Raw genomic sequence first — 25,918 nt, forward strand, 5'->3', positions numbered from 1 at the left:
AAAGCTCTTGGAATATCCCTTGGGAACGACTACGTTCCGCTCAACACATCGGTGCCGGCCCCGTAGACCTACGGGCGAAAGCCGGGGCTCTCGGGCGAGAGCGTTACTGATTATAGGTTCCAAGCCGCAGGTCCTGTTGAGCGCGATCGCCAGTGGAGCTGCGCTGCTCTCCGACCGCAACGTGAACGAAAGCCAGATATTGCGCTTGAAGACTTACGCAAGAAAGCTGGGCTTGTTTCGGCAGGCGAAATGAATGGGTTCGCTGGCGATGGATGCTGGCGAGTGGGGAACGCGTCTTTGTTGAACGCGACGGTCGACGAACATCGGCAGGGTTCGATCCGCTCTTGCGCGCGGCGCGCGCGAGACGTCTGAACCACTGTCAGCAGGTCACTCCTAGCAATCGGTAATGCGTGCAACCTTTAGGGCTGGAATTAAAGGCAGGACATGAGAAACGGTCAGAACAAGCAGCGGATGCGCAACCGCAACAACAATAACAACAACAACCGGCGCGGCCAGAACCCGATGACCCGGGTCTACGAGTCCAACGGACCCGACATCAAGATCCGCGGCACGGCCTCGCACATCGCTGAAAAGTATCTCCAGCTCGCGCGCGACGCGCGCTCCTCCGGCGACCCCGTTGCAGCCGAGAACTACTATCAGCATGCCGAGCATTATTTCCGCCTGATCGCGGCGGCCCAGGAACAGTTCCGCCAGAACCAGCAGCAGCCGCGCGGCGACGAGCCGATCAGCACCAGCGAGGACGGCGAGGACGACGGCGAGAATTTCTCGAATTTCGGCCAGGAGCCAGGCTTCGTCCCGCAGCCGCCACTGCAGCAGCCCTACATGCGCGAAGGCCAGCGCGATCATCACCAGCGCGATCACCAGAGCCGCGACAACCAGCAGCCCTATCAGCGCGACAACCAGCAGCCGCGCGAGCACCGCGAACGCGATCATCGCCCGCAACCGCAATATCAGCCGCAGCCGCAACCTGCGAACCAGCCGCAGCCCGTCATCGCCGATGCCGGCAGCGTCGACCGCCTGCCCTCCTTCATCACCGGCGCACAGCCGCAGGTGAATGGCGGCCAGGGCGGCTTTGAGGGCGGCGGTGGCGGCGAGCGCTATCCGCGCCGCCGGCGCCGGCCGCATGGCCCGCGCCCCGAGCGCGAGGCTGCTCCCGCCGGCCCGAGCGATGATCTCGCGCCCGGCGAGTAAGCTTTTCCGAAAATCTGAATGAGAATCGTCCCGGCTCGCCGGGACGATTTGTTTTTGACGGTGCGCGTTGGCTGAAGCGGTGAGGGCCGGATCACCTCTGGGGAGGTGAATTCAAGTGCGCGTCACCGTCGTGGAGGAAGGCACCAGCACCGGCTTGGTCAGCGCGGGAATGAGGCGTGCCCGCTCGCGCTTGGCGGGGATCGCGCGGTAGACCTGCTTGGTAGCTTCGACGATATGCACGCCGGCAAAGGGCAGCGACAGCGCCGCGCCGGCACGCTCCCACATCTGCGCCGATTTCAGCACCCAGCCGCCGGCATAGGGCGGCATGAACAGCGCCTCGCCCCAGGCGGTCGGTGTGAACCAGGTCTGGCGCAGCAGTTCGGTGATTTGCGAGCGCGAATACGGCCGGCCGTGGCCGAACGGCGTGTTGTCGGTGCGGGTCCACACACCGCGCCGGTTCGGGATCACCGCGATGACGCGCCCAGACGGCGACAGCACCCGCCACACTTCGCGGAGCAGCGCAGCCGGATCGTCCGACATCTCCAGCGCGTGGACCAGCAGGATGCGATCGACCGCGGCCTCGGGCAGCGGCAGGGTGAATTCATCCACCAGCGAGGCCAGCGCGGGCCGCCCCGTGGGCCACTTCAGCACGCCCTGGGCCGCCGGCATGAAGGCGATGCAGCGCTCGGCATCCTCGCGAAACAGCCCGAGATAGGGCGTCGGATAGCCGATCCCGAGCACGCGCTGTCCCTTGGCATTCGGCCAGCGCTCCCTGATGCCGCGATTGATCATTTGCCGCGCCACGATCCCGAGGCGGCGGGAATAGAACTCGCGAAGATCGACGACATCCATGCTCATGACGGCAATGTAACATGCAGAAGGGCGCTGCCGCGCGCGGAATATTGCATTGCCTGCGCAACGTTAACGCCATATTTGTCTGGCGGGGCTGAGCGCGATGGAGATGTCATGGCCGCCGAAATTCGTACTTTCAACTGTTTAAACGACAATTTCGGTTATCTGATCCACGATACGGAAACCAAGGCAACCGCGTCGATCGACGCGCCGGAGGCCGGCCCCATCCTTGCGGCGCTGGAGCGCGAGGGCTGGCAGCTCACCGACATCCTGATCACCCATCATCATGGCGATCATGTCGGCGGCGTCGCCGAACTCAAGCAGAAATACAATTGCCGCGTCGTCGCGCCGCACGACAAGACGACGAAGATTGCGAATGTCGATCTGCGTGTCGCCAACGCCGACGTGGTCAAGGTCGGCAATCTGCTGGCGCGCGTCGTGGAGACGCCCGGCCACACTCTCGACCACATCTCCTACGTGTTCGACAACGAGAAGACGGTGTTCGCCGCCGACACGCTGTTCTCGATCGGCTGCGGCCGCGTGTTCGAGGGCACCTATCCGATGATGTGGGATTCGCTGTTGAAGCTGCGGGCCCTGCCCGACGATTTCAAGCTCTATTGCGGCCACGAATACACCACTTCCAACGTCAAATTCGCCCTCACCGTCGAGCCCGACAACGCGGCGCTCCAGGCGCGCGCGGCGGAGGTGGCGAAGCTGCGTGCCGAGAACAAGCCGACAATTCCCTCACTGCTTGGTGATGAGAAGCGAGCAAACGTGTTCCTGCGGGCTGATGCGCCCGAGGTCGCAGCCAAGCTACACATGAAGGGCGCGGATGCCGCCGCGGTGTTCGGCGAGTTGCGCGAGCGCAAAAACAAGTCCTGAACACGCAAGCCCTGACTGGATCGATGCCGACCGCAGCCGAGATCATCGCACGCCTCGAACTCCGCCCGCATCCCGAGGGCGGGCATTATCGCGAGACGTTTCGCGACCAGGACACGGATGCCAATGGCCGTTCGCGCTCGACCCTCATCTACTTCCTGCTTGCGCGCGGCGAGCGCTCGCACTGGCATCGCATCGATGCAGTCGAGATTTGGCATTACTATGCCGGCAGCCCCTTGATGCTGCGCATCGCGCATGAGGGCTGCTCGCAGCACGAGGTGCGCCTCGGCACGGATCTCGTGAGCGGCGAGCGGCCGCAGGCAATCGTGCCGGCTGATGCCTGGCAGATGGCGGAGAGCACCGGCGAATGGACGCTGGTCGGCTGCACGGTGGCGCCCGCGTTCGAATTCGCGAAATTCGAGCTCGCGCCGACGGGCTGGGAGCCGTAGCCACCTACTGTCATCCGGGGCGCCGCGCGGCGGCGAGCTATGATGCGCAATTGCGCATCTGAGAATCCATTTCACCTTCATTGACGCGGACAGATGGATTCCGGGCTCGCGCTTCGCGCGCCCCGGAACGACGATCATCGCTTCCTCAGCACCATGTCTTTGGCCGCGATCAGGCCGCCGCCGGCGATCAGGATCGCAGCGATGGCGATGTTGGCGCTGGCCTTGGCAAAGCCGGCGGCGATGAGGAAGCCGGTCGAGAGCAGCGGCGTCGCGTAGGAGGCGGCGCCAAGCACGCGGATGTCGCCGCGCTTCATGCCGACGTCCCAGGCGTAGAAGGCGGCGCCGACCGGGCCGATGCCGAGCCCGATCACGGCGAGCCATTGCACCGCGGTCTCCGGCCACACCGTGTATTCCAGCACGCCATGCATCAGCGCGGCGAGCAGAGATGTGGCGAGGCAGAAGCCCGCGACCGCATCGGTCGGCACCGCCTTGAGCCGGCGCGACAGCACCGAGTAGGTCGCCCACACGAAGGCGGCGATGAACGCCGCAATCAATCCCGGCACCGCCCCCGGCGCAAAACCGCTGGTGTTGCCGGCGAACAGCAACACGGTGCCCACGAGGCCGAGCACGGCGCCGATGACGTGATGCACGGCAAGCCGCTCGCCCGGCAGGAAGGACGAGAACAACACGATCAAGAGCGGCCACATGTAATTCAGAAGGCCAGCTTCCGCCGGCGGCGCGAAGCGCAGCGCCAGGAAATACAGCGCGTGATAGCCGAACAGGCCGCCAACGCCGACGACCCACACGACCAGCGGCTGGCGCAGGCTTGTGGCGGTATCGCTGCGGCCGATCCAGGTCAAAAGGCCGACGAGACCGCCGATCGCAAAGGTCATCGCAGCGAGCTGGAACGCCGGGATCTTTCCGGTCGCGACCGTCATCACTGACAGCAGCGACCACATCAGGATCGCGGTCAGTCCGATCAGTGTGGCTGTGCGGGGGGTCATCGATCAAACGGCTATGAGGACGTTTATGCCCGGCGCGAGGCCGGGCATTTCGTCTTCACTATCGCCTTGTCGGGCCTGATGCTACAGGCATTTAGCCCATGGGCGTGCCGCCGTGTCAGGCCTGATACTGACCGCCATTGATGGTCATGGTCGATCCCGTGATGAAGCCGGCCTCGTCGGCCGCGAGGAACACGACCGCGCGCGCGATCTCCTCGGGCTCGCCGAGCCGGCTGACCGGGATCTGTGGAATCACGCTCTTCTCCAGAACGTCCTTCGGCACCGCCTGCACCATTTCGGTGTTGATATAACCGGGGCAGATCGCATTCACGGTGATGCCACCCTTGGCGTTCTCCAGCGCGAGCGCCTTGGTGAAGCCGATGTCGCCGGCCTTCGCCGCGGAATAGTTGACCTGGCCGAACTGTCCCTTCTGTCCGTTGATCGATGAGATCGAGATGATGCGGCCGAACTTGCGCGCGCGCATGCCCTCGATCACCTGCCGCGTCATGTTGAACAGCGAGCCGAGATTGGTGTTGATGACGGCATTCCACTGCTCGAGCGTCATCTTGTGGAAGGCAGTGTCGCGGGTGATGCCGGCATTGTTGACGAGCACCTCGATCGGCCCGAGATCGGCCTCGACCTTCTTCACCCCTTCGGCACACGCGTCGAAGCTGCTGACGTCCCACTTATAGACGGCGATACCGGTCTCAGCCTTGAACTTCTCCGCCGCCGCATCGTTGCCGGCGTAGCTCGCCGCGACCTTGTAGCCGGCCGCCTTCAGCGCCTTGCTGATCGCAGCTCCGATGCCCCGTGTACCACCCGTCACCAATGCAACACGTGCCATGTCGTATTCCTTCCCTTGGACTCTTCGGACGTTTCTGAGTGATCGTTTTTAACGGTGGATTATGCGGCTGGTTTGACGGACATCAAGAACAAAACGCCCGGCGTTGAGCCGGGCGTTCGTATTTAGTCGAGGCCTGCGCAGTTGCGAAGAATATTTGATTTGCACTCGCCGCCTTTTTAGTCGCGTGCAACGCACTCAATCAGGTGTGCGGCGCACGCGTCAGTTTCACGCCGGCGACGTTCAGTCGCGCGCCACACACATCGCGATACCCATGCCGCCGCCGATGCACAGCGTGGCGAGGCCCTTCTTCGCATCGCGCTTCTGCATCTCATGCAGCAGGGTCACCAGCACGCGCGCGCCGGAGGCGCCGACCGGATGGCCGATCGCGATCGCGCCGCCATTGACGTTGACCTTCGAGGTATCCCAGCCGAGGTCCTTGTTGACGGCGCAGGCTTGCGCCGCGAAGGCCTCGTTGGCCTCGATCAGGTCGAGATCGCCGACGCTCCAGCCGGCCTTCTTCAGTGCGGCGCGCGAGGCCGGGATCGGGCCCGAGCCCATGATCTTCGGATCGACGCCGGCCTGCGCCCAGGACACGATGCGCGCGAGCGGCTTCTTGCCTTCCTTGGCCGCCTGCTTGGCGGTCATCAGCACCACGGCGGCAGCGCCGTCATTGATGCCCGAGGCCGAGCCTGCGGTGACCGTGCCGTCCTTCTCGAAGGCGGGCTTGAGCTTGGCCATGGCATCGAGCGTTGCGCCATGGCGCGGATATTCGTCGTCGCTGACAACGACGTCGCCCTTGCGGGTCTTGATGGTGACGGGGACGATCTCGTCCTTGAACTTGCCGGCCTTCTGCGCGGCCTCGGCCTTCTGCTGCGAGGCGACGGCGAACTCGTCCTGCTGGGCACGGGTGATCTGCCACTGCCGCGCGACGTTCTCGGCGGTGTTGCCCATGTGGTAGCCGTTGAAGGCATCCCACAGGCCGTCCTTGATCATGGTGTCGACCAGCTCGAGGCCGCCCATCTTGACGCCGCCGCGCAGGTGCTGGGCGTGCGGGGCCATGCTCATGGATTCCTGGCCGCCGGCAACCACGATCTCCGAATCGCCATTGAGCAGCGCCTGGTAGCCCAGCGCAACGGTGCGCAGGCCGGAGCCGCAAAGCTGGTTCACGCCCCAGGCCGGGCTTTCGACCGGAATGCCGGCCATGATCGAGGCCTGGCGGGCGGGGTTCTGGCCCTGAGCCGCGGTCAGGATCTGGCCCATGATGACTTCCGAGACCCGGCCGGGCTCGATGCCACCACGCTCCAGCGCGGCCTTGATGGCAATGGCGCCGAGGTCATGAGCGGGAAGGGTCGCGAAGGCTCCGTTGAAGCTTCCGACCGGGGTGCGGGCGGCGCTGACGATGACGACATCGTCTGACATGGGCATCTCCTGGGGCTTGAGGTTTTCGAAAAAGGGGCAGGCGGGCGGTTGGAAAAAGGCCCGTCAGTCTCGTCAGGCATCCTGTTAACGTCGTTGAGGCATGTCAATCGGCCGGCGACCGAATTCATGCCGCAGCGCATTCAAAATAGCGTTCTTGGCGCTTTCGCAAGCACGTTTTTGCCGCCCGATTAACCGTGGCGCACAAAACGGTAGCGTGACCCCTTTGAAAATGCTTATTTTGTTGCGTTGCGTACTCTTCCCGCCCTGCGGCATAGCCGCCGGGTTCCCGTTCTCAGCGTTTGCAAGTGAGAGCCCATGGCGAAATCAGACCAACCCACCACCATCAAGAAATACGCGAACCGCCGGCTCTATAACACCGGAACGAGCACCTATGTGACGCTGGAAGACCTCGCCGCCATGGTCAAGGACGGCGAAGATTTCCTGGTCTACGACGCCAAGACCGGCGACGACATCACCCGCTCCGTGCTGGCCCAGATCATCTTCGAGCAGGAGAACAAGGCCGGCCAGAATCTGCTGCCGACAACCTTCCTGCGCCAGCTGATCCGCTTCTACGGCGACAGCATGCAGATGGTGGTGCCGAAATATCTGGAGCAGTCGATCGCGACGCTGACTCAGGAGCAGGAGAAATTCCGCAAGCAGATCGCCAACACGCTGTCCGGCACGCCGTTCGCACCGCTGGAAGAGCAGGTCCGCCGCAACATGGAACTGTTCCAGCAGACCTTCTCGATGTTCAAGCCGTTCGCCGCACCCCGCCCGGCAGCGAGCCCCGAGCCGGAGCCCGATGCCAACGCCGAGGCGCCGAAGGACAGCAACATCGACGATCTGCGCCAGCAGATGAAGGAAATGCAGGAGCGCCTCGAGCGGATGTCGAAGAAGGACGAGTAGCCCTTCGTTCGCGCCGGCGCGTCCGCACTCGGCGGACGCGCGAATTGCCACTTAATCACGGCAGCGCCGCTTACGCGCTGCTGTCCCGCGGCCGAGGCCGGAGCCGCCATGTCTGACCGCACCACGCACTGGCAGAACGTCTACGCCACCAAGGGCGAGGCAGAGGTCAGCTGGTTTCAGGCCAGCCCAACGATCTCGCTCGATATGATTCGCGCGGCCCGTCCGGACCATGACGCGGCCATCATCGATATCGGCGGCGGAGCCTCACGGCTGGCCGATGCGCTACTGCGAGACGGATACCGTGATCTCGCTGTGCTGGATCTGTCCACCAATGCGCTTGACGCGGCCAAGAAGCGCATCGGCGCCGTCGCTTCAACGGTCGACTGGATCGTCGCCGATGCCACGACGTGGCGCCCCGCGAAGACCTACGATGTCTGGCACGATCGCGCGGCGTTTCACTTCCTGACCGATCCGAACGACAGGGCTGCTTATGTCGAACGCCTGCGGACGGCAGTCAAACCAGGCGGGCACGTCATCATCGCGACGTTTGCGCCCGATGGTCCGGAGAAATGCAGCGGCCTGCCGGTGCAGCGGCACGACAGTGCGAGCCTCGCCGCGGAGCTCGGGCCGGAGTTCGCGCTGGTCGAGACGCGCCGCGAGACGCATCACACCCCGTGGGAATCGACACAGGCGTTTCAGTTCAGCCGGTTTCGGCGACAGGCTTAGCTCTGTCTTGGCCGGGCTTGTCCCCGGCGATCCACGCATACGCGAAGAAGAACGTGGATGCCGGGACAAGCCCGGGCATGACGGCGGAACGCACAGATCAAGCCGCGAGCTTCACCGCATGCGCAAAGTCCCAATAGAGTTTGCGCGCCTTGGCGTAGAGCGGCCCGGGCTTCAGCTCGCGCTCGTCGATGCGGATCACCGGCGCGACTTTTGCAAAGTTGCCGGTGGAGAAGATCTCGTCGGCGGCGAGGAAGTCGGCATAGCGCAGCGTCTTCTCGACCACGGTGACACCGTCGCCGCGGAGCAGGCTGATGACGCGCTGGCGCGTGATGCCGTTGAGGAAGGTGCCGTTCGGCACCGGCGTGAACACCACGCCGTCTTTCGCCATGAACACGTTGGAATTGCCGAACTCGGCGACGTTGCCGAGCATGTCGAGCATCAGCGCGTTCTGGAAGCCGCGGGAAGCGGCCTCCGCCAGTGCTCGCGAATTGTTCGGATAGAGGCAGGCCGCCTTCGCCTCCAGCGGGGCGCATTCGGCGGTCGGCCTGCGGAACGGCGATAGCGTGATGGCGTTGCCGACGGGCTTTGGCATCGGCGCCTCGTAGATGCACAGGCACCAATCGGTGGTCTCGGGGTCGAACAGCACGCCGCCGCCCGAGCCGTTCTGCGCCCAATACATCGGACGGATGTAAAGCTCGGCATTTGGCGCAAAGCGCGCGATGCCTTCATTGGCGAGCGAGAGCCAGGTGCCAGTGTCGACCATCGGCTTCAGGCCGAAATTGATCGCGGATTGGTTGGCGCGGGCGACGTGACGGTCGAGATCGGGCGCGACGCCCTCGAACGCGCGCGCGCCGTCGAACACGACCGAGCCGAGCCAGGCCGCATGCGTGCGGGGGCCCATGATCGGCACATTGCCGTCGTGCCATTTGCCCTCGAAGAAGGTCCAGCTCGGCGAATATTCGATGGGTTTCTTGATCTCGGCCATGGTTGGCCTCCCGTGGAAGTGTTCCGGCACTATTGTCCCAATTTCTAAACGATTTGCTGCGGGGACTCGACCCCTCCAGGGGAGGGGAAGTCAGAGCAAAACCGGCATATAATATCGGCCACGTCACGGAGACTCCCATGCCGCTCGATCCGCTCGCCAAGCGATTGTTGACCATGATGGCTGCGGCTGGACCGCAAGCAAGGAGCCGGCCGAGCGTCGAGGCGCGGCGGCAGTCGCTGGCAAAGCTGATGCAATTCGCGCGCGCTGACGCGCCTGACGTGACGACGTCCGACGGCACTCTCCCCGGCCCCGGCGGAGCGCTGCCCTATCGGCTCTATTCGCCCGCTTCTGCCGGCGAGCGCGCGCCGGGTTTCGTGTTCTTTCATGGCGGCGGGCTCGTCGCCGGCAGCATTGCCACGCATGACCGCATCGCCGCGGCGCTGGCGCATGCGACCGGCTGCCGCCTCGTTTCGGTCGACTACCGGCTCGCGCCCGAACATCAATTCCCAGCCGCCGTGGACGATGCGATCGCCGCCACCGAATGGGCCGCGCGCGAAGCAGCTTCGCTCGGAATCGACGCCGAGCGGCTGGTGGTCGGCGGCGATTCCGCCGGCGCCACGTTGGCTGCGATCGTGTGCCAGGAGGCCGCGCAAAGCGCCGGCCTCAGCATCGTCGCGCAATGCCTGATCTGCCCGGTGCTGGATTTCGAAGAGACCTCGCCTTCGCGCGAGGAATTCGCCGAAGGCCATCTGATCGATCGGGTCACGATCGAGGCCGATCTCGCCGACTATCTTCCCGAAGGCCAGGATGCCGCCGATCCCCGTATCTCGCCGCTGCGCGCGACACGGCTCGCGGGCCTGCCGACCGCGATCATCCACACCGCCGAGTTCGATCCGATGCGCGACGAGGGCAATGCCTACGCCCGCAAGCTGCTCGCCGCCGGCGTCGCCGTCGAGCACGTCTGCCACGACGGCATGGTCCACAATTTCCACGCCATGGGCGCGATCCTGCCGCAGGCCCAGCTCGTACTGTCGCAGATCGGCGAGCAGGTCAGGCGCGCGGTGGAGAAATAAAGGCGCGAATCACACGCGCACGCCGATCACAGCACGCGCCGCTACAACATATTCCGGCCAATGCGCGTCCGCATAACGCTCGGCCTGACGCGCGCAATTGATATCGGGCGCATGCGCAGCGGCGATCGTGCGGGCGAAGCGCTCTTCGGCAACCGTCACCTCGCCGGGCTCGGGCGACGGCACGGCAGCGGCGACAGCAGTCGGAGCAACAGCGAGCCCCGCCAGACCAGTGAGCAAAATGCGGCGTGACGTGTTCATGTCTGTCGTCCTTCCATTGTCCGGCCGCACTCTGGCCGGCGAGTGTGTCAGAGCAATCAGGGGAGGGTAACCGCGCACATCCGCCTCGTCCACCGCTAGCGGATAGCGCTTGACCGGGTGAATGATCACGTTCCATCTAAAACACGATTCCGTCATCAGAGCGCCACGCGCCGGATTGTCACGTGCCCCACCGAGCCGATCATACCGTCCGGCTCTGCCCGTCGTGATCGGGCTGCTTGGCCTGACGATTTCGGCAGGCGCCGCCTTCGCCGCCGGCGACGAAGAGGACGAGCCCGCAAAGCCGACTGTCCCGAACATCTATCTCGATCTCCGCACCATCTATGCAACGATTCCCGCAGGCGCGCTCGGGCTCGGCTTCGGCAACACGTCCTTGTCGGCCGCGTTCGAGGCGCTGGCGGCACAACGCGGAGCGGCACTGCCGAACGGCTTGCCGGCGGCGAAATCGATCGCCCTCGACCTGCCGCTGACGGTCGACGTCAGCGATCGGGTCTCGCCGCATGCAATCGTTCGGCGGCGCACAGCTCGCAGGCCGGACCCTGGCGGAGTCCTTCACCCAGCCGATCCTGCGGCTCGATCTCGACCGCATAGACGATAACGACAACCGCATGTTCGGCATCACCGCACAGATCGCGTGGATGCCGAAGCCGTCCTATCAGCTGACCTTGCGCACGCCGGTCTACGCCGTACGTAACTAGTCAGGCACCGGCACGTCGAAGGTGTTGAGCGTGACCGAGACCATGCAATAGACGCCGACGAGATAGGACAGCTCGGCCGCACCGTGCTCGCCGAACTCCTTCACCGCCGCCCGATAAGTCAGCTCCGGCAGCACGCCACCACTCACCAGCGCAGATGCCATGTCGTAGGCGACCGCTTCCTGCTTGGTGAGATCGACCGGCCGCTGGCCGGCGACGATGGTCGCGAGCTTCTCGTCGGAGAGGCCGCGTTGCTCGGCGACCAGCACGTGGGCATAGAGCTCATAGCCGGAGCGGAAATGCGAGCCGGTGACGAGGATCGCGACCTCGCGCACCGGCGCCGGCAGCAGCGGATTCGATGCGATCGCCTTGACCAAGTCCCACACCGGCCTGCCAAAGCGCGGCTCGCGAATCCAGGGGTTCCAGGGCCCGAGCAGCGCGCCGTCATCGCGCATGTTCACGAAGCCCTTGAAGTGGTCCGTGATGCCGGCTCGCATGTCGTCATAGAGCGGCTTCTGTTCGGCGGTCAGATCCTTCGGATCGAGAATGGGAAGGCGCACGGCAGGATCTCCTCGTTGAGAAGCGCCGAGGCTCGCCCGCATGTGCCTGCGTGGCAAGTGAAGTTGCCGTGACGACCGTGCGATTCGAAAAGTGGCGTCGGAGCATCGGCTCCGCTCAAAACTCCAGGGGCGCGTTGTCGACGACTTCCTTCATCACGAAGAAGGTGCGAGTCTGGCGCACGCCGGGCAGCGCGATGAGCTGCTCGCCGTGGATGCGGTTGAAATCCTCCATGTCGCCGACGCGGATTTTCAGGAAATAGTCGAAGTCGCCGGCGACGAGGTGGCAGTCGAGCACGAATTTCAGTTTTGCAACGGCCTGCTCGAAGGTCGCAAAACTCTCCGGCGTCGAGCGATCGAGCACGACGCCGACCATCACCAGGGTCCCCTTCGCCACCTTCTTCGGCGCCACCATGGCCCGCACAGTCGCGATGAAACCGTCCTCGAACAGGCGCTGGGTGCGGCGATGGCAGGTGGCGGGGCTGATCGCAACGGTTTCGGCCAGCTCCGCATTGCTGAGCCGGCCGTTATTCTGCAGCAATCTCAGGATCTTAAGGTCGGTGCGGTCGAGACGCGCGGCCATGGAAGAAGCTTCCACATATCCTCGTAAATTCGGAAGGAGTGTGCCGAAGTGGCTCCAACTCCGCAAGATCTGGCGCAATATGGCTGCAAAATTCGAGAGCACATTTTGCCGGGTTGATGCTAGCGACGTCCCCAGACCTCAACGCCAACCGGGATCTCCCATGAAGCTCGACAAATTTCCGCGCTATCCGCTGACCTTCGGCCCGACGCCCATCGAGAAGCTGGAGCGGCTGTCAAAGCATCTCGGCGGCAAGGTCGAGATCTATGCCAAGCGCGAGGACTGCAATTCCGGCCTCGCCTATGGCGGTAACAAGCTGCGCAAGCTCGAATACATCATCCCCGATGCGATCGCCTCCAACGCCGACACGCTGGTGTCGATCGGCGGCGTGCAGTCGAACCACACCCGCATGATCGCCGCGGTGGCCGCCAAGATCGGCATGAAGTGCCGCCTGGTGCAGGAGGCCTGGGTGCCGCACGAGGACGCGGTCTATGATCGCGTCGGCAACATCATGCTCTCGCGCATCATGGGCGCCGACGTGCGCCTGGTCGATGACGGGTTCGACATCGGCATCCGCAAGAGCTGGGAGCAGGCGATCGAAGAGGTGAAGGCGGCGGGCGGCAAGCCCTACGCGATCCCCGCCGGCGCCTCCGTGCACAAATATGGCGGGCTCGGCTATGTCGGCTTCGCCGAGGAGGTCCGCAAGCAGGAGAAGGAACTCGGCTTCAAGTTCGACTACATCATCGTTTGCACCGTCACCGGCTCCACCCATGCCGGCATGCTGGTCGGCTTTGCGGCCGATGGCCGTGCGCGCAAAGTGATCGGCATCGATGCGTCGTTCACGCCGGCGCAGACCAAGGCGCAGGTGCTCGAGATCGCGCAGAACACCGCAAAACTGGTCGAGCTCGGCAAGGAGCTCGTCGCCGATGACCTCGTGCTGATCGAGGACTACGCCTATCCCGCCTATGGCGTGCCGTCCGAAGAGACCAAGGAGGCGATCCGCCTCACCGCGCGGCTCGAAGGCATGATCACCGACCCCGTCTATGAGGGCAAGTCGATGCAGGGCCTGATCGATCTGGTGCAGAAGGATCATTTCGAGAAGGGCGCGAAGATTTTGTACGCACATCTCGGCGGCGCGCCGGCACTGAACGGCTATGCTTATGCGTTCAGGAATGGGTGAGTGAGGCGGCGGCGCGCCTCCCCTCCGCTGTCGTCCCTGCGAAAGCAGGGACCCATAACCACAGGGAGCAGTGAGGCGGAGGCTGGCAACTCCGAGTCTTCGCCAAACCACTCCATGTGGTTATGGATGCCGGATCGGCGCTTCGCTTGTCCGGGATGACGATTTGCGGCCTTCCGTCATCCGAATTGTCGAGGCGGCAAGCGGCCTTACGGGTTGCCTCGTTTTATGCGCGTCGCTATCGTCCTGACAAACAGGCCGAAAAGGCCCAAAAGAACTAATGTCCAGGGAGGACGAGGATGCGGAGCGTGCGGGCGCTTGCCGCGACGGCGGCGCTATCTTGGCTGGCGTTTTCGACCATTGCAGTCGCCGGCGAGCCCAAACAGGGCGGAATCCTGCGGATGTATCACCGCGACAGCCCTGGCAACGCCTCCATCCATGAAGGCGCGACCTATTCGCTCAATGTTCCCTTCATGCCCGTGTTCAACAACCTCGTCATCTACAAGCAGGACGAGCCCCAGAACAGGATGGATAACATCGTGCCCGAGCTCGCGGAGAGCTGGGCCTGGGTGAACGACAATAGGACATTGACCTTCAAGCTGCGCCAGGGCGTGAAATGGCATGACGGCAAGCCATTCAGCTCGGCCGACGTCAAATGCACCTTCGACATGCTGATGGGCAAGGCGCAGCAGAAGTTCCGCCAGAATCCACGCAAGAGCTGGTACGAGCAGGTCAACGACGTCTCGACCAATGGCGATTTCGAGGTCTCCTTCAACCTGAAGCGGCCGCAGCCTTCACTGCTGGCGCTGCTCGCCTCGGGCTACACGCCGGTCTATCCCTGCCACGTCTCGCCCGGCGACATGCGCACGCATCCGATCGGCACCGGCCCATTCAAGTTCGTCGAGTTCAAGGCCAATGAATCGATCAAGCTGACGCGCAACACCGATTATTGGCGCAAGGGCCGGCCCTATCTCGACGGCATCGAGTTCACCATCATCCCGAACCGCTCGACCGCCATCCTCGCCTTCGTCGCCGGCAAGTTCGACATGACGTTCCCGACCGAGGTCAGCATTCCGCTGCTCAAGGACGTCAAATCGCAGGATCCGAGCGCGGTGTGCGTCGTCGAGCCCAACAACGTCGCCACCAACATCATCGTCAACTCGACCGCCGCGCCGTTCGACAATGCCGACATCCGCAAGGCGATGGCGCTGGCGCTCGACCGCAAGGCCTTCATCAACATCATGTTCGAGGGTCAGGGCGACATCGGCGGCACCATGGAACCTGCGCCGGCGGGGCTTTGGGCGATGCCGAAGGAGATGCTGGAGAGCATTCCCGGTTACGGCCCCGACGTGAACGCCAATCGTGAGCAAGCCAGAAAGCTGATGCAAAAGGCCGGTTACGGACCGGACAAGCATCTCGCGGTGAAGATCTCGACCCGCAACATCCCGGTCTACCGCGATCCCGCAGTGATCCTGATCGACCAGCTCAAGAGCATCTATATCGACGGCGAGCTCGACGTGGTCGAGACCGCGAACTGGTTCCCGAAGGTCGCGCGCAAGGACTACATGCTGGGCCTGAACCTCACCGGCAATGCCGTCGACGACCCGGACCAGTCCTTCTACGAGAACTATTCCTGCGGCTCGGAGCGCAACTACACCAATTATTGCAACAAGGAGATCGAGAAGCTGTTCGACGTGCAGTCGCAGGAGACCGATATCACCAAGCGCAAGAAGCTGGTGTGGGAGATCGACAAGAAGTTGCAGGAGGACGTCGCCCGTCCGATCATCTTCCACGCGCGCACCGGCACGTGCTGGAAGCCCTACGTCAAGGGCGTGACGGTAATGTCGAACAGCTCCTATAATGGATACCGCTACGAAGACGTGTGGATGGACAAGTAGCGGCGGGCGGCTGACGGGTTCAGCAGGAGGCGATGCATGTTTGCCTATCTGGTGCGGCGCCTGTTCCTGATGCTCGTGACCCTGTTCGGGATCTCGGTCGTCATCTTCTTCCTGCTGCGGATCGTGCCCGGCAACATCGTCGACATCCTGTTCGCCGCCGCCGGCTATGTCGATCCCGCCGACAAGGCCAATCTGGAGAAGGAGCTCGGCATCGACCAACCGATGGTCGTGCAGTATTGGCATTGGATCAGCGGATTCCTGCGCGGCGACTTTGGCTACTCCTACGTCTCCGAGAAGCCGGCTCTCCAGGAGATATTGCCACGGATTCCGATCACGGCGCGGCTCGCCGGCCTTGCGCTGTTGTTCTCGGCATCGATCGGCGTCCCGCTCGGCGTCATCAGCGCGGTGAAGCAGGGCACGCGGCTCGACTACGCCTTGCGCGTCGTCAGCCTCAGCGGCCTGTCACTGCCCTCGTTCTGGCTTGGCCTTCTCATTCTCACCGCGTCGGTGGCGATGTTCGGCCAAATGCCGATCTTCAATCCCAATCCGCAGACCTGGCTCGAGGCGTTCGCGACCTACGCCGTGCCGGCCGCCGCCGTCGGATTTCGCAGCGCGGCGCTGACCATGCGCATCACGCGGTCTTCCATGCTGGAGGTGCTGCGGCAGGACTATATCCGCACCGCGCGCGCCAAGGGCGCCTCCGACGCCGCCGTGAACTATCACCATGCGCTGAAGAACGCGATTCTGCCCGTCATCACCGTGATCGGCATCGAAGCGGCGTTCCTGATCGGCGGCCTGATCGTCACCGAGACCGTGTTCAATATCCCCGGCGTCGCGCGTTTCCTGGTCGAGGCGATCCGCTGGCGCGATTATCCGATCGTGCAGAACCTCGTGATGTTCATCGCTGTCGTCGTCGTGTTCGCCAACTTCACCGTCGACATGCTCTACGCGGTGTTCGATCCGCGGATCAGGTACACGGATTAGGAGAGCTGTTTGGCCGCGATCGACTATGACGTTGAGCTGAGACGCGCCGGGGCGCATGCGACCGCGGGCTGGCGGCGCGTGCTGTTCATGGCGCAGCGGCACGTGCTGGGCGCGGCCGGGCTCGTCATCATGACGGTGTTCGTGCTGACCGCGATCTTCGCCGACTTCATCGCGCGCTACGATCCCCTAACGGTCGACGCCGCGCGCGCGCTGGCGCGGCCGAGCTGGGCGCACTGGATGGGGACGGATTCGTTCGGCCGCGACGTGTTCAGCCGCATCATCCATGGCGCGCGGATCTCGCTCGCGGTCGGCATCGGCTCGACCGCGCTCGGCGGCACCATCGGCGTCGTCGTCGGCCTCACCTCCGGCTATCTCTCCGGCTGGGTCGATCTCGTGTTCCAGCGCGTTTCCGACGTCCTTCAGGCGCTGCCGCTGCTGGTGCTCGCCTTGATCATGACGGCGGCGCTCGGCCCGTCGCTGCCGAACGTCATCATCGCCATCGCCATTCCGCTGATCCCGACCGTGTCGCGCGTCATCCGCGCCAACACGCTGGCGCTGCGCGAGCAGCCCTTCGTCGAAGCCGCCAAATCGATCGGCATGAGCGAGGTGCGCATCGCGCTGCGCCACGTGCTGCTGAACACGCTGGCGCCGCTGATCGTGCTCGCCACCGCCCAGCTCGGCTCGACCATTCTCACCGAGGCTTCCCTCTCCTTCCTCGGCCTCGGCATTCCCGAGCCTTATCCGTCATGGGGCCGCATGCTCTCCGAGTCCGCCGCCGAATATGTCCGCACCGCGCCGTGGCTGGTGATCTTCCCAGGCATCGCGATCAGCCTCGCCGTCTTCGGCGCTAATTTGTTCGGTGACGCCCTGCGCGACATCCTCGATCCCCGGCAGCGCGGCTGATGGCGAAAGAATCCGACCTCGTGCTCGATGTGAGGAACCTGAGGACGGTGTTCTTCACCAATTCGGGTCTCTTCAAGGCCGTCGACGACGTCTCCTTCACGGTGAAGCGCGGCGAGACGCTGGCGATCGTCGGCGAATCCGGCTGCGGCAAGAGCGTCACCGCGTTGTCCCTGATGCGGCTGGTGCCAGATCCGCCCGGCCGCATCGTCGGCGGCTCCGTCTCGCTGGAGGGCACCGATCTGCTGGCACTGGACGAAGCCGAGATGCGCAAGATCCGCGGAAATCGCATCTCCATGATCTTCCAGGAGCCGATGACCTCGCTCAATCCGGTGATGCGGATCGGTGACCAGATCGCCGAAGCGGTGCGGCTGCACCGGAACATCACGGCCAAGGAGGCCCAGAACATCGCGGTCGAGATGCTGCGGCTGGTGCGCATCCCCGAGCCGGAGCGGCGGGCGAAGGAGTATCCGCACCAGCTCTCCGGCGGCATGCGTCAGCGCGCGATGATCGCGATGGCGCTGGCCTGCCGGCCGGCCCTGCTGATCGCGGACGAGCCGACCACCGCGCTCGACGTCACCATACAGGCGCAGATCCTTGCCCTGATCCTCGACCTCCAGAAGGAGCTCGGCACCGGGCTCGTGCTGATCACGCACGATCTCGGCGTCGTCGCGCAGACCGCGCAGCGCGTGATCGTGATGTATGCGGGCAGGAAGGTCGAGGAAGCCAGTGTCGAAGCGCTGTTCGCCGCACCGAAGCATCCCTATACGCGCGGGCTGATGGCCTCGATCCCGGCCGTACCCGCATCCGGCGTCGCCGCGCAGGCGCGGCTGAACGAGATTCCCGGCACGGTGCCGTCGCTGGTCCGGTTGCCGAAAGGCTGCGCCTTCGCGCCGCGCTGCAAGCTCGCGATCAAGCGCTGCGAAGCCGAATATCCGCCGCTGGCGGACTGGGGCGGCGGCCATCTCGCGGCGTGCTGGCGCGCGGCTGAAGTTGCGGAGGTGGCATGAGCCGGGCTTTGCTCGAGGTCACCGACCTCAAGAAATATTATCCGGTGCGCGCCGGGGTGCTGCGCCGGCAGGTGGGCACCGTACACTCGGTCGACGGCGTCTCGTTCTCGCTTGGCGCCGGCGAGACGCTCGGCCTCGTCGGCGAATCCGGCTGCGGCAAGTCGACGGTGGCGCGCAGCGTGCTGCGGCTGGTCGAGCCGACCTCGGGCCAGATCCGTCTCGAAGGCGAGGACATCACGCATCTGTCCAAGACCGCGCTGCGCCAGCATCGCCGTTCGATGCAGATCGTGTTCCAGGACCCCTTTGCCTCGCTCAATCCGCGCATGACCGCGGGCGACATCGTCGGCGAGCCGCTCGCCGTGCACGGCCTCGCGAGCGGCAAGGCGCTGGAGGCGCGCGTCGCAAAACTGTTCGAGCAGGTGGGCCTGCGGCCGGACCAAATGCGCAATTTCCCGCACCAATTCTCCGGCGGCCAGCGCCAGCGCATCTGCATCGCGCGGGCACTCGCGCTCGAGCCGCGGCTGATCGTCTGCGACGAGCCGGTCTCCGCGCTCGACGTCTCGATCCAGGCGCAGGTAATCAATCTGTTGATCGACCTGCAACGCCAGCACGGCTTCTCCTATCTCTTCATCGCGCACGACCTCGCCGTGGTCGCCCATATCAGCCACCGCGTCGCGGTGATGTATCTCGGCCGCATCGTCGAGATCGCCGACAAGGACGAGCTGTTCAGGAATCCGCGCCATCCCTACACGCAGGCGCTGCTTGCCTCCGTGCCAGTCGCCAATCCGCTCGCGAAGAGGCTCGTGCCGCTGGTCGATGGCGACGTGCCGAGCCCGGTCACTCCGCCGCCCGGCTGCGCGTTTCACACGCGCTGCCGGTTTGCGATGGAGCGGTGCAAGACCGAGCGGCCGGCGCTGATGGATGCGGGCGACGGACACCAGGTGGCATGTCTGCTCAACGAGGGGACGGGGCGGCCAGCGTAGGTCTCGTGGCCCCGCGAAAGCGGGGACCCAGTGCCGCTCGTATGCTCGAAGACATGGGTCCCGGCTCGCGCTTCGCGCGTCCGGGACACGAGGCTATGCCCCGATCTCCGCCACGATCCTGCCCGTGGTCACCTGCTCGCCCTCGGTGACGTCGATTGCCGAAACCACGCCGTCGATGCCGGCCTTGTGGACGTGCTCCATCTTCATCGCTTCCAGCGTCATCACCGGCTGGCCGGCGGTGACGCGGTCGCCCGGCTTGACCAGCACCGCGACGACGCGGCCATTCATGGCGGCGCGGACCCTTCCGTCGCCGCCGTTGCTCGCACTGGCCTTCGGTGCGGCGAGGGTGAGGTCGGTGACCGCGAGCGGAATGCCGCGGTGCTGAACGAACAGGCGATCGCCATCGCGCAGGAATTTTGCGCTATCCATCACGCCGTCATGGCGGAAGCGGATCGCGTCGGCATAGAGCTGGTCGATCTCGAACTTGTCCTGGCGACCTTCGGCGGCGACACTATAGCTGCCATCGCGCTCGCGCGTGATTTCGAGGTCATGCGCCTGGCCGGCGATCTCGATTTTTGCCGGCAGCGGGAACGGCGCCGCGAGGCTTCGCCCGCTTTGCCACGACGGCGCCCGCGGATTGGTGACGTAGAGCAGCAGGCCCGCGAGCGCGGTATCGAATGCGGCGTTCGAGCGTGGTGTCAGCAGCTCGCCCCGATGCGCGCCGATGAACGCCGTCGTCGCCTCGCCCTTGACGAAGCCGGGATGACGCAGGCACGACATCAGGAAGGCCTGGTTAGTGGTCACGCCGAACGCCGTGAGTTGCTCGAGGCCAACGATCAGCCGCCCCCTCGCCTCCTCGCGCGTCGCGCCGTGGCCAATGATCTTGGCGATCATGGAATCGTAGAACGGCGGGATCTCCGAACCCGATTGCAGCGCGTGCTCGAAACGGACGCCGTCAGGCACCTGCCAGCGCGCCATGCGGCCGGACTGCGGCATGAAATCATGCGCGGCATCTTCCGAGCACAGCCGCACCTCGATGGCGTGGCCTGTGAAGCGGATGTCCTGCTGTTTCACCGGCAGCGCCTCGCCGCGCGCGATGCGCAGCTGCAGCTCGACGAGATCGAGCCCGGTGATCGCCTCGGTGACGGGATGCTCGACCTGGAGGCGCGTGTTCATCTCCATAAAGTAGAACGCGCCGCTGGCATCGAGCAGGAATTCCAGGGTGCCCGCCCCCTCATAGCGCAGTGCTTTCACTGCGGCGACCGCAACCTCGCCCATTTTCGCGCGCAGCTCGGGCGTCACCGCTGGCGACGGCGCCTCCTCGATCAGCTTCTGGTGGCGCCGCTGTACCGAGCAATCGCGCTCGCCGAGATGAATGGCGTTGCCATGGCTGTCGCCGAACACCTGGATCTCGATGTGGCGCGGATTCTGGATGGCGCGTTCGAGAATAACGGTGGGATCACCGAACGCGGCCTTCGCTTCGGAACGCGCGCTGCGTAGCGCATCGGGGAAAGACGCGGCATCGGTCACAAGTCGCATGCCACGTCCGCCGCCGCCGGCGACGGCCTTGATCATGACGGGGAAGCCGATCCTTTTGGCCTCCGCGAACATGATCTCGTCGCCCTGCTCCGTGCCCTGATAGCCGGGCACGACGGGCACGCCGGCCTTCTTCATGATCTCCTTGGCGCCGGCCTTATTGCCCATCGCCTCGATCGCCTGGGGCGACGGGCCGATGAAGACGAGGCCTGCATCCTTGCAGGCTCGCGCGAAATCTTCGTTCTCGGCGAGGAAGCCATAGCCGGGGTGAACGGCATCGGCGCCACTCGCCCTGGCGGCCGCGATGATCGCGGGGATGTTGAGATAGGATTGCGCCGGCAAGGCTTCGCCAATGCGCACGGCCTGGTCGGCCTGACGCACATGGAGCGCGTCACGATCGGCATCCGAATAGACCGCGACGACGCCGAGGCCCAGCCGTCGCGCGCTACGCATCACGCGCAGTGCGATCTCGCCGCGATTGGCGACCAGAACCCTATAGAACGGCCGGTGCTGCACTGATCCGTTCCTCATGGGCGGGCCACCGAGAACTGCATGCGCTGGGGCGTCCGCCGATCGCCCTCGCGGCAGATCGCGAGCACTTCGGACAGCACCGCGCGGGTGTCGCGCGGATCGATCACGCCGTCGTCGAGCACGCGGGCGCTGGTCGAGAACACGTCCATCTGGCCGTCGAACACGCCGACGATGTGCGCCTTCATGGCCTCCAACTTGTCCTTCTCGATCGGCTTGCCGCGGCGGGCGGCAGCGGCTTCGGTCACGATCGCCATGGTCTCGGCGGCCTGCTCGCCGCCCATCACGGCGGTCTTGGCGTTCGGCCAGGAGAAGCAAAAGCGCGGATGGAAGCCGCGGCCGCACATGCCGTAATTGCCGGCGCCGAACGAGGCGCCGCAATAGATGGTGATCTGCGGCACCGTCGCCGAGGTCACCGCCTGGATCATCTTGGAGCCGTGCTTGATCATGCCGGCTTCTTCATAGGCCTTGCCGACCATGTAGCCCGTGGTGTTGTTGAGATAGAGCAGCGGCGTGCGGGTCTGGCAGCAGGCCTGGATGAAATGCGTCGCCTTGTTGGCGCCGGCGGGATCGAGCGGACCGTTGTTGGTGATGATGCCGATGGCCTGGCCCTCGATGCGGGCATGGCCGCAGACGGTGGCAGGGCCATAGTTCGGTGCCATCTCGGTGAAATCGGAATCGTCGATGATGCGCGCGATCACCTGCTTCATGTCCACAGGGCGCTTGTGGTCCATCGGCATAATGCCGAGCAGCTCGTCCTGGTCGTAGCGCGGCGGCTTGAACTCCGATGCGGCGCGGCCCGGCCGCTCCCATTCCAATGCCGCCATGATCTCGCGCGCGATGCGCAATGCATCGCGGTCGTCCTCGGCGAGATAATCGCCGAGGCCGGAGATTTGCGTGTGCATCTCGGCGCCCCCGAGCTCCTCCTCGGTCGCGATCTCGCCAGTTGCGGCCTTCAGGAGCGGCGGACCGGCGAGGAAGGCGCGGGTGCGGCCGCGGACCATGACGATGTAGTCGGACAGGCCCGTTTGATAGGCGCCACCCGCGGTGGAGGAGCCGTGCGTCACGGTGACGACCGGCAAGCCGGCGGCCGAGAGCCGCGCCAGATTGCGAAAGATGTTGCCGCCGCGGACAAAGTCCTCGACGCGGTAGCGCAGCAGGTTGGCGCCAGCGCTCTCGACGAGCTGCACATAAGGCAGCTTGTTCTCCAGCGCGAGCTCCTGCACCCGCAGTGTCTTGTCGAGGCCGTAGGGCTGCAGCGCACCGGCATCGATGCCTGAATCGCTGGCGCTGACCATGCAGCGGATGCCGGAGACGAAACCGATGCCGGCGATGACGCCGCCGCCCGGCACGCTCTTGGCCGCATCCGGCACGTCGAACATATAGCCGGCGAGGGTCGACAGCTCGATGAAGGGCGCGCCGGGATCGAGCACCAGCGCGACGCGCTCGCGCGGCAGCAATTGTCCACGCTTGTGGAAGCGATCTTTTGCGGCAGCGGACGCGGCGCGCGTGCGCTCTTCCAATGCGCGCATGCGGTCGATCAGCGCGAGCATGCCGTCGCGGTTGGCGTGGTAGGCGGCGCTGCCGGGGGAAATGGTGTTTTCGAGAATGGACATAATAGACCCTGGTCGTCATTCCGCGGCACGCGCAGCGTGAACCCGGAATCTCGAGGTTCCGGGTTCGATGCTACGCATCGCCCCGGAACGACGGAGATGTTCAGCGATTCGTCCCAAAGATCTTCCGCGCCTCGGCCGGGCTCGCGATCTCGCGGCCGGCGCGGCGGGCACAGGCGGCGATGGCCTCGATCAGCTGGCCGTTCGACGTCACCTTCTTGCCGTCGGCGAGATAAAACGTGTCCTCGAGACCGGTGCGCAAGTGGCCGCCGAGCTCGGCGCAGCGCTGATGCAGCGGCCAGATCTCCTCACGGCCGATCGCCGTGACCTGCCAATGCGCTTCGGGACGCTTCAGCTTGATCAGGATCGGTAGCAGCTCGGGATCAGCGGGCATGCCGGAGGCGACACCCATGACGAAATTATACTCGAGCGGGCCCTTGTACATGCCGACCTGGTGATACATGCCGACACAGCGGACGATGCCGACGTCGAAGCATTCGAACTCGGGGATGGTGCCGACTTCGTTCATAACGTCGAGATAGTCCTTCACCTTCTCGACCGCGTTGTCGAACATCATCGGCGGCCAGGCCCACGTGTTGTCAGCCTTGACCTTCAAATAATTCAGCGAGCCGGCGTTGCAGGCGGCGATCTCTGGCCTGGTCTGGCGGATGCAGTCGAGCGCACCAGAGTAGTTCGGCCCTGACACGCCCGAGGTGTGGTTGATGACGACACCCGGGCAGGCTTCGCGGATCGCCTGCTGGATCTCCTTGGAGACACTGACTTCCCACGACGGAAGATGCCCTTTATCCGGCGCCTGCTGGCGCAGATGGATGTGCATGATGGAGGCGCCGGCATCGAACGCAGCCTTGGCCTCGCGCGCCATCTGCTCGGGCGTCACGGGCACGTTGTGCTGCTTCGGGTCGGTGAGCACGCCGTTCAGCGCGCAGGTGATGACGGCCTTGTCGCTCATGCCAAAAATGTCTCGCACGTTGAGAATTCAACGTTTGCGATCATGTGATGCGGGGCATGAGGCTTCTTGCGCGGAGAAGCTAGCCAAAGACGAGCTGTCGTAGGGTGGGCAAAGGCGCTCTTGCGCCGTGCCCACCACATTTCCGCATTGAGAAAGATCGTGGGCACGCTTCGCTTTGCCCACCCTACGAGAGCCGTGCTAGCCCGCCTCCGCGAGCCGCACCGTCTCGGTGCTGCGATAGATCGCGAGATCACGCGAGCCGACGAAGATCGCACGCGGCTTCAATCCATAGAAACGACGGATCGAATGGCTGAAATGGGTGCTGTCGGGATAGCCGATATCCTGCGCGAGATGGGCGAGGTTGAGATCCTGGTTGGCGAAGTGCAAGAGATACCGCGCGCGTTTCCAGGCACGGAAGGAGCGGAACGAGATGCCGGTCTCTTCCTTGAACAGATGCAGGAAGCGCGAGGCAGAGAGGCCGGCTTCAGCCGCACATGTATCGGCCGTCACCGGCTCGCCGGAGAAACGCTCGATGCGGGCGACCGCGCGCATCACGCGCGGGTCCAGCACGCGGCGCGGCAGGGCCTCGCCAAAACACATCTCGTCGAATTCGGCGGTGGTGATGTCGCCGTAGCGGCGCTGGCGCAGCAGCGCGTACGCAGCCAGGATCTTGCGGGCATAGACCGCCCGGTCCGGCCCCATCAGCCGCTGGGCCAGCGCTTCCAGCACGCCATCGGGCATGCTCTCAGGCTCCAGCGTGACGCTGATTGCGGTGCGGTAGTCACTGGCGATCGAATGGCGCTGGTTCGGCAGCGTGACGAACAATTCGCCGGTGGCGAGAGCGTCGTCGATGGTCAGGTGGAGATTGCCCTTCACGGCCACATAGACATGGCAGCAGCCCGGAGTCCGCTTCCGGGGCCTGCCGAGCAGGCCGGCGTAAAAGACTCGCTCGGGCGTGATCAGCATCAGATGGTCGGATTCGCGACCGCTATAATCCATTGGGCATCCTCCTCGCACGGCTCTTTGGCCGCTGCGGACGGAGGTCACCTTAGCGGAAATTTGGGCGCTGTCACGACGGGATAGCGCTGTCATGAAAACATGCGCCGTCGTTCCGGGGGCGGTCCCACCCGGTCCGCCAAAGCGCGGCAGATGTCGGCACGGCATTCCGCTTCGCGCTCTTTGCGCGGCCCGGAATGACAGCTTCCCTTACGCCCTCACGCGCGGCGCAACATTCTGCTCAAGGCCGGCCTTCTGCTCCGCAGCAACCGCGCGCTTGAAACCATTGCGCTGCTGCAGGCGCGCCCAATAGGCTGCGACATTTGGCCCGAAGTCCTTGGCGAGCTCGATATTGTCGGCGAGGCGGAGCGCATAACCGATGACAATGTCAGCGGCGGTGAAACGGCCCGCGCACAATGTTTCGGCATCGGCCGTCGCTGCCTCGACGGCGCGCAGCCTGCCCAGAAACCATTTGGCGTAATCGGTGGCGACCTGCGGAACGCGGCGCTCTTCCGGTTCGAGCTGGGTGTATCGGAGCACCAGCGTTTGCGGGAAGGTTAACGTGGCATCGCTAAAATACATCCAGTTCAGGAACGCGCCATAGGAGGGATCTTCGGAGCCGACCATCAGCGGCGTCGGGCCGTATTTGATGCCGAGGTAATGGCAGATGCCGGACGATTCGGTCATCCGCGTCTCGCCGTCGATCAGATAAGGGATGGTGCCGAGCGGATTGATGCCGAGATAGTCCTTGGCAAACACCCGCGGCGGGAACGGCAGCATCTTCAATTCATAGGGCAGCCCCATCTCCTCCAGCATCCAGAGCGGACGGAACGAGCGCGCGGCGTCGCAATGATAGAGCGTGATCATCA

The 25,918-nt window shown here is 64.7% G+C and carries 26 protein-coding genes; 13 read left to right on the forward strand and 13 right to left on the reverse strand.

Annotated features, from left to right (window positions below; genetic code table 11):
- Nucleotides 1–444 precede the first annotated feature (444 nt).
- On the forward strand, nucleotides 445–1,212 hold the full coding sequence (locus AC5V87_RS38320; RefSeq protein WP_495369550.1) for a DUF4167 domain-containing protein: 768 nt from the start codon (nucleotides 445–447) through the stop codon (nucleotides 1,210–1,212).
- A gap of 111 nt (nucleotides 1,213–1,323) precedes the next feature.
- Here the strand turns inward: AC5V87_RS38320 and AC5V87_RS38325 are convergent, their stop codons facing one another.
- On the reverse strand, nucleotides 1,324–2,070 hold the full coding sequence (locus AC5V87_RS38325; RefSeq protein WP_456842008.1) for a methyltransferase domain-containing protein: 747 nt from the start codon (nucleotides 2,068–2,070) through the stop codon (nucleotides 1,324–1,326).
- 108 nt (nucleotides 2,071–2,178) lie between these two features.
- Here AC5V87_RS38325 and gloB point away from each other — a divergent pair, with 108 nt between their 5' ends.
- Both gloB and AC5V87_RS38335 read left to right on the forward strand, forming a co-directional pair.
- A complete protein-coding gene (gene gloB / locus AC5V87_RS38330) occupies nucleotides 2,179–2,946 on the forward strand; it encodes a hydroxyacylglutathione hydrolase (protein ID WP_495369551.1) in 768 nt (255 codons plus the stop codon).
- 23 nt (nucleotides 2,947–2,969) lie between these two features.
- Nucleotides 2,970–3,392, forward strand: coding sequence for a cupin domain-containing protein (locus tag AC5V87_RS38335; RefSeq protein WP_495369552.1), 423 nt, complete (start codon nucleotides 2,970–2,972; stop codon nucleotides 3,390–3,392).
- A gap of 134 nt (nucleotides 3,393–3,526) precedes the next feature.
- Here AC5V87_RS38335 and yddG read toward each other — a convergent pair whose 3' ends face one another.
- The 3 genes from yddG to AC5V87_RS38350 form a co-directional block, all read right to left on the reverse strand.
- Nucleotides 3,527–4,396, reverse strand: a complete 870-nt coding sequence (gene yddG, locus AC5V87_RS38340) for an aromatic amino acid exporter YddG (RefSeq protein WP_495369553.1) — start codon at nucleotides 4,394–4,396, stop codon at nucleotides 3,527–3,529.
- A 115-nt stretch (nucleotides 4,397–4,511) separates the two neighbouring features.
- Nucleotides 4,512–5,237 carry an acetoacetyl-CoA reductase gene (gene phbB, locus AC5V87_RS38345; protein WP_495369554.1) on the reverse strand — a complete coding sequence of 242 codons (726 nt, stop codon included), beginning with the start codon at nucleotides 5,235–5,237 and terminating at the stop codon, nucleotides 4,512–4,514.
- 240 nt (nucleotides 5,238–5,477) lie between these two features.
- Complete coding sequence (locus tag AC5V87_RS38350) at nucleotides 5,478–6,656, reverse strand: acetyl-CoA C-acetyltransferase (protein WP_495369555.1); 1,179 nt, start codon at nucleotides 6,654–6,656, stop codon at nucleotides 5,478–5,480.
- A 315-nt stretch (nucleotides 6,657–6,971) separates the two neighbouring features.
- Between AC5V87_RS38350 and phaR the strand changes: the two genes are divergently transcribed.
- Both phaR and AC5V87_RS38360 read left to right on the forward strand, forming a co-directional pair.
- Nucleotides 6,972–7,562, forward strand: coding sequence for a polyhydroxyalkanoate synthesis repressor PhaR (gene phaR / locus AC5V87_RS38355; RefSeq protein ID WP_080140538.1), 591 nt, complete (start codon nucleotides 6,972–6,974; stop codon nucleotides 7,560–7,562).
- Nucleotides 7,563–7,670: 108 nt separating this feature from the next.
- Nucleotides 7,671–8,288 (forward strand): class I SAM-dependent methyltransferase, encoded by a 618-nt coding sequence (locus tag AC5V87_RS38360; RefSeq protein ID WP_495369556.1) that lies wholly within the window; start codon nucleotides 7,671–7,673, stop codon nucleotides 8,286–8,288.
- Nucleotides 8,289–8,385: 97 nt separating this feature from the next.
- Here the strand turns inward: AC5V87_RS38360 and AC5V87_RS38365 are convergent, their stop codons facing one another.
- Nucleotides 8,386–9,273 carry a branched-chain amino acid aminotransferase gene (locus AC5V87_RS38365; protein WP_495369557.1) on the reverse strand — a complete coding sequence of 296 codons (888 nt, stop codon included), beginning with the start codon at nucleotides 9,271–9,273 and terminating at the stop codon, nucleotides 8,386–8,388.
- A gap of 137 nt (nucleotides 9,274–9,410) precedes the next feature.
- Between AC5V87_RS38365 and AC5V87_RS38370 the strand changes: the two genes are divergently transcribed.
- Nucleotides 9,411–10,346 (forward strand): alpha/beta hydrolase, encoded by a 936-nt coding sequence (locus tag AC5V87_RS38370; protein ID WP_456842001.1) that lies wholly within the window; start codon nucleotides 9,411–9,413, stop codon nucleotides 10,344–10,346.
- Nucleotides 10,347–10,355: 9 nt separating this feature from the next.
- Here AC5V87_RS38370 and AC5V87_RS38375 read toward each other — a convergent pair whose 3' ends face one another.
- The gene (locus AC5V87_RS38375) at nucleotides 10,356–10,604 is read right to left on the reverse strand and encodes a hypothetical protein (protein WP_456843505.1); all 249 of its coding nucleotides are present in this window, start codon (nucleotides 10,602–10,604) and stop codon (nucleotides 10,356–10,358) included.
- A gap of 518 nt (nucleotides 10,605–11,122) precedes the next feature.
- Between AC5V87_RS38375 and AC5V87_RS38380 the strand changes: the two genes are divergently transcribed.
- Nucleotides 11,123–11,320 carry a hypothetical protein gene (locus AC5V87_RS38380; RefSeq protein ID WP_456842000.1) on the forward strand — a complete coding sequence of 66 codons (198 nt, stop codon included), beginning with the start codon at nucleotides 11,123–11,125 and terminating at the stop codon, nucleotides 11,318–11,320.
- Here the strand turns inward: AC5V87_RS38380 and AC5V87_RS38385 are convergent.
- Together AC5V87_RS38385 and AC5V87_RS38390 are read right to left on the reverse strand one after the other, a co-directional pair.
- Nucleotides 11,317–11,877, reverse strand: coding sequence for a carboxymuconolactone decarboxylase family protein (locus AC5V87_RS38385; protein WP_456841999.1), 561 nt, complete (start codon nucleotides 11,875–11,877; stop codon nucleotides 11,317–11,319). The two genes, AC5V87_RS38380 and AC5V87_RS38385, sit on opposite strands and share 4 nt — an antisense overlap.
- Before the next feature lie 115 nt (nucleotides 11,878–11,992).
- A complete protein-coding gene (locus AC5V87_RS38390; RefSeq protein WP_036014765.1) occupies nucleotides 11,993–12,457 on the reverse strand; it encodes an Lrp/AsnC family transcriptional regulator in 465 nt (154 codons plus the stop codon).
- Between the two features lie 160 nt (nucleotides 12,458–12,617).
- Here AC5V87_RS38390 and AC5V87_RS38395 point away from each other — a divergent pair, with 160 nt between their 5' ends.
- The 6 genes from AC5V87_RS38395 (at nucleotide 12,618) to AC5V87_RS38420 (ending at nucleotide 19,406) form a co-directional block, all read left to right on the forward strand.
- Nucleotides 12,618–13,634 carry a 1-aminocyclopropane-1-carboxylate deaminase gene (locus AC5V87_RS38395; RefSeq protein ID WP_495369558.1) on the forward strand — a complete coding sequence of 339 codons (1,017 nt, stop codon included), beginning with the start codon at nucleotides 12,618–12,620 and terminating at the stop codon, nucleotides 13,632–13,634.
- A 296-nt stretch (nucleotides 13,635–13,930) separates the two neighbouring features.
- Complete coding sequence (locus tag AC5V87_RS38400) at nucleotides 13,931–15,529, forward strand: ABC transporter substrate-binding protein (RefSeq protein WP_495369559.1); 1,599 nt, start codon at nucleotides 13,931–13,933, stop codon at nucleotides 15,527–15,529.
- A 36-nt stretch (nucleotides 15,530–15,565) separates the two neighbouring features.
- A complete protein-coding gene (locus AC5V87_RS38405; RefSeq protein ID WP_495369560.1) occupies nucleotides 15,566–16,513 on the forward strand; it encodes an ABC transporter permease in 948 nt (315 codons plus the stop codon).
- Nucleotides 16,514–16,522: 9 nt separating this feature from the next.
- Nucleotides 16,523–17,416, forward strand: a complete 894-nt coding sequence (locus tag AC5V87_RS38410; protein WP_495369561.1) for an ABC transporter permease — start codon at nucleotides 16,523–16,525, stop codon at nucleotides 17,414–17,416.
- A complete protein-coding gene (locus AC5V87_RS38415; RefSeq protein WP_495369562.1) occupies nucleotides 17,416–18,423 on the forward strand; it encodes an ABC transporter ATP-binding protein in 1,008 nt (335 codons plus the stop codon). Before AC5V87_RS38410 ends, AC5V87_RS38415 begins: the two co-directional genes overlap by 1 nt.
- Nucleotides 18,420–19,406, forward strand: coding sequence for an ABC transporter ATP-binding protein (locus AC5V87_RS38420; protein ID WP_495369563.1), 987 nt, complete (start codon nucleotides 18,420–18,422; stop codon nucleotides 19,404–19,406). The genes AC5V87_RS38415 and AC5V87_RS38420 overlap by 4 nt, the downstream gene beginning before the upstream one ends.
- 93 nt (nucleotides 19,407–19,499) lie before the next feature.
- Here AC5V87_RS38420 and AC5V87_RS38425 read toward each other — a convergent pair whose 3' ends face one another.
- From AC5V87_RS38425 to AC5V87_RS38445, 5 genes are all read right to left on the reverse strand, one after another.
- Entirely contained in the window at nucleotides 19,500–21,473 is a 1,974-nt protein-coding gene (locus tag AC5V87_RS38425) for an acetyl/propionyl/methylcrotonyl-CoA carboxylase subunit alpha (RefSeq protein WP_495369564.1), read from the reverse strand.
- Nucleotides 21,470–23,086, reverse strand: a complete 1,617-nt coding sequence (locus AC5V87_RS38430; protein ID WP_456841487.1) for an acyl-CoA carboxylase subunit beta — start codon at nucleotides 23,084–23,086, stop codon at nucleotides 21,470–21,472. Before AC5V87_RS38430 ends, AC5V87_RS38425 begins: the two co-directional genes overlap by 4 nt.
- Nucleotides 23,087–23,186: 100 nt before the next feature.
- Nucleotides 23,187–24,053: a beta-keto acid cleavage family enzyme gene (locus AC5V87_RS38435; protein WP_495369565.1), complete on the reverse strand. Its 867-nt coding sequence runs from the start codon at nucleotides 24,051–24,053 to the stop codon at nucleotides 23,187–23,189.
- Nucleotides 24,054–24,251: 198 nt separating this feature from the next.
- Nucleotides 24,252–25,052: a helix-turn-helix transcriptional regulator gene (locus tag AC5V87_RS38440; protein WP_456841489.1), complete on the reverse strand. Its 801-nt coding sequence runs from the start codon at nucleotides 25,050–25,052 to the stop codon at nucleotides 24,252–24,254.
- 207 nt (nucleotides 25,053–25,259) lie between these two features.
- Nucleotides 25,260–25,916: a glutathione S-transferase family protein gene (locus AC5V87_RS38445; RefSeq protein ID WP_495369566.1), complete on the reverse strand. Its 657-nt coding sequence runs from the start codon at nucleotides 25,914–25,916 to the stop codon at nucleotides 25,260–25,262.
- Between the last annotated feature and the right edge of the window lie 2 nt (nucleotides 25,917–25,918).

This window comes from Bradyrhizobium sp. SOJA106 (assembly GCF_059448745.1).

Coding starts and splice junctions, on each gene's coding strand:
- AC5V87_RS38445 (WP_495369566.1), bottom strand. CDS start 25,916: ATGATCACGCTCTATCATTGCGACGCCGCGCGCTCGTTCCGTCCGCTC.
- AC5V87_RS38380 (WP_456842000.1), top strand. CDS start 11,123: ATGCAATCGTTCGGCGGCGCACAGCTCGCAGGCCGGACCCTGGCGGAG.
- AC5V87_RS38440 (WP_456841489.1), bottom strand. CDS start 25,052: ATGGATTATAGCGGTCGCGAATCCGACCATCTGATGCTGATCACGCCC.
- AC5V87_RS38415 (WP_495369562.1), top strand. CDS start 17,416: ATGGCGAAAGAATCCGACCTCGTGCTCGATGTGAGGAACCTGAGGACG.
- AC5V87_RS38400 (WP_495369559.1), top strand. CDS start 13,931: ATGCGGAGCGTGCGGGCGCTTGCCGCGACGGCGGCGCTATCTTGGCTG.
- AC5V87_RS38360 (WP_495369556.1), top strand. CDS start 7,671: ATGTCTGACCGCACCACGCACTGGCAGAACGTCTACGCCACCAAGGGC.
- AC5V87_RS38375 (WP_456843505.1), bottom strand. CDS start 10,604: ATGAACACGTCACGCCGCATTTTGCTCACTGGTCTGGCGGGGCTCGCT.
- AC5V87_RS38420 (WP_495369563.1), top strand. CDS start 18,420: ATGAGCCGGGCTTTGCTCGAGGTCACCGACCTCAAGAAATATTATCCG.
- phaR (WP_080140538.1), top strand. CDS start 6,972: ATGGCGAAATCAGACCAACCCACCACCATCAAGAAATACGCGAACCGC.
- AC5V87_RS38425 (WP_495369564.1), bottom strand. CDS start 21,473: ATGAGGAACGGATCAGTGCAGCACCGGCCGTTCTATAGGGTTCTGGTC.
- AC5V87_RS38365 (WP_495369557.1), bottom strand. CDS start 9,273: ATGGCCGAGATCAAGAAACCCATCGAATATTCGCCGAGCTGGACCTTC.
- AC5V87_RS38325 (WP_456842008.1), bottom strand. CDS start 2,070: ATGAGCATGGATGTCGTCGATCTTCGCGAGTTCTATTCCCGCCGCCTC.
- AC5V87_RS38430 (WP_456841487.1), bottom strand. CDS start 23,086: ATGTCCATTCTCGAAAACACCATTTCCCCCGGCAGCGCCGCCTACCAC.
- AC5V87_RS38335 (WP_495369552.1), top strand. CDS start 2,970: ATGCCGACCGCAGCCGAGATCATCGCACGCCTCGAACTCCGCCCGCAT.
- AC5V87_RS38390 (WP_036014765.1), bottom strand. CDS start 12,457: ATGGCCGCGCGTCTCGACCGCACCGACCTTAAGATCCTGAGATTGCTG.
- phbB (WP_495369554.1), bottom strand. CDS start 5,237: ATGGCACGTGTTGCATTGGTGACGGGTGGTACACGGGGCATCGGAGCT.
- yddG (WP_495369553.1), bottom strand. CDS start 4,396: ATGACCCCCCGCACAGCCACACTGATCGGACTGACCGCGATCCTGATG.
- AC5V87_RS38350 (WP_495369555.1), bottom strand. CDS start 6,656: ATGTCAGACGATGTCGTCATCGTCAGCGCCGCCCGCACCCCGGTCGGA.
- AC5V87_RS38435 (WP_495369565.1), bottom strand. CDS start 24,053: ATGAGCGACAAGGCCGTCATCACCTGCGCGCTGAACGGCGTGCTCACC.
- AC5V87_RS38370 (WP_456842001.1), top strand. CDS start 9,411: ATGCCGCTCGATCCGCTCGCCAAGCGATTGTTGACCATGATGGCTGCG.
- AC5V87_RS38320 (WP_495369550.1), top strand. CDS start 445: ATGAGAAACGGTCAGAACAAGCAGCGGATGCGCAACCGCAACAACAAT.
- AC5V87_RS38395 (WP_495369558.1), top strand. CDS start 12,618: ATGAAGCTCGACAAATTTCCGCGCTATCCGCTGACCTTCGGCCCGACG.
- gloB (WP_495369551.1), top strand. CDS start 2,179: ATGGCCGCCGAAATTCGTACTTTCAACTGTTTAAACGACAATTTCGGT.
- AC5V87_RS38405 (WP_495369560.1), top strand. CDS start 15,566: ATGTTTGCCTATCTGGTGCGGCGCCTGTTCCTGATGCTCGTGACCCTG.